Source organism: Streptococcus sp. 1032 (genome assembly GCF_013277015.1).
Taxonomy (GTDB): domain Bacteria; phylum Bacillota; class Bacilli; order Lactobacillales; family Streptococcaceae; genus Streptococcus.
Window position 1 is genome coordinate 1 of the sequence record NZ_VMMD01000038.1, and the last position, 1666, is coordinate 1666.

Sequence of the window (1666 nt, forward strand, 5' to 3'; positions counted from 1 at the left end):
GCTTGAGCGAGAGCTTCTCGTGCTTGGTCGAGAACTTTCGCATCTACACTTGTAAGGTCGCTTTCTTGCAGAACCTTAGTCAATTCCTTGGTCAACTTCTTGAGTTCTGACTCTTTCTTACGACGCGCGATGAGGAATAGAAGGAGACCAAGAAGGGCGAGCAGGCTACCAATCATCGTACCATATGGAAGATGATCTTGCTCTTTGCTTGTTTCTTGCATTTCCTCTTCATCCTTAGTCGCTTGCTTGCCTCTCAAGGATTCGAGTGCTTCTTTGACCTTAGCAGTCATCTCTCTCAATCCTGCTTCTGTCAAGTCAGTATTTCTAAGGGCTGCTTGACCCTCTCCAAGAATGACCTTAGCAGCGTCGATGACAGATTGATCAATACCATCCAAGTCTTTCAAACGAGTTTCCAGTTCTTCAACCAATCGAGCAAGTTCAGACTTGTCAACAGAACGAGTCTCACTAGGAGTCACTGGAGTGCCTGAATTGTTTGAAGTAGATGTAGAAACTGGTGTTTCTTGAGCTGGAGTACTTGCTTGAGCCTGTCCAACAGTAGATGATGGAGTAGCAGGGGTGGTGTTGCTACTATCGTCTGTCGTCACACTAGGGGCTGGAGTGTTGGCACTGTTATCTGGTGTCACACTATCGCTATTGCTGTCAGCAGGGGTGGTAGTACCGCCGTTGTTCGTGTTAGCACTATTGTTAGTGTCGCCACTAGTATTGCTGTTACTGCTATTGTCGGTATTAGCACCGTTGTTGGTGTTAGCACTATTGTTAGTGTTGTCATCATTACTTGGTACAGAAGTTGGTTTATCTACCAAGCCTTCTTTGGCTTTATCAAGTTCTTTCTTCGCTTCATCAACTTTCGCTTTCGCATCCGCTACGTCTTGTTCCGTTGCGTTCGCGTTGGCAATCACTTTTTCAGCTTCGGTTACTGCTGCGTTAGCTTTTGTCTTCGCGTCTTCATAAGCTTTCTTACTTGCTTCTGTCTTACCAGATGTTGATGCTCCTGGAGTAAGGGCTGCTTCCAAGTCCTCTTTAGCTTGCGTTAGAGCTGTCTTGTCTGCTTTATCGACTAACTTCTCTTTCGCTTTGTCCAACTTACCTTGAGCTGCGGTTACTTTTTCTTTCGCTGCTTGAACTTCAGCCGCTGTCGCATCGTCACCTTTAGCTAATGCATCTGTTGCTGCTTGCTTAGCTGCTGTTACGGCATCTTCTGCTTCTTTCTTAGCAGCTTCGTAAGCTGTAATACTTTCTGGTGTCTTACCATCTGTATTTACCACTTCATCTAACTTAGCTTTGTCTTCTGCTAATTTAGCTTTCGCTGTTTCTGTAGCTGCGGCGGTTACGGCATCTTCTGCTTTCTTCAACGCGTCTTTGGCTGCGTTTACTTTCGTAATCTCTGCTTGGACGGCTGCTGGTGTCGCATTGTCGTTGTTGATCACTTCTTGCGCTGCTGTCTTAGCTGCTTCTGCTGCTTTCTTAGCTTCGTCATATGCAGTCACTTTGCTTGCTGGCTTGTCAGCTGTGTCTGGTGCACTTGTGATTTCGCTTCCTAAGGCATTATTCGCTTGCGTTAGAGCTGTCTTGTCTGCTTTATCGACTAACTTCTCTTTCGCTTTGTCCAACTTACCTTGAGCTGCCGTTACTTTTTCTTTCGCTG

1 protein-coding gene is annotated in these 1666 nt (G+C 46.0%); it reads right to left on the reverse strand.

Annotated features, from left to right (window positions below; genetic code table 11):
- On the reverse strand, positions 1 to 1666 hold a 1666-nt coding region (locus HT711_RS10945; protein WP_173250147.1), incomplete at both ends, for an FIVAR domain-containing protein.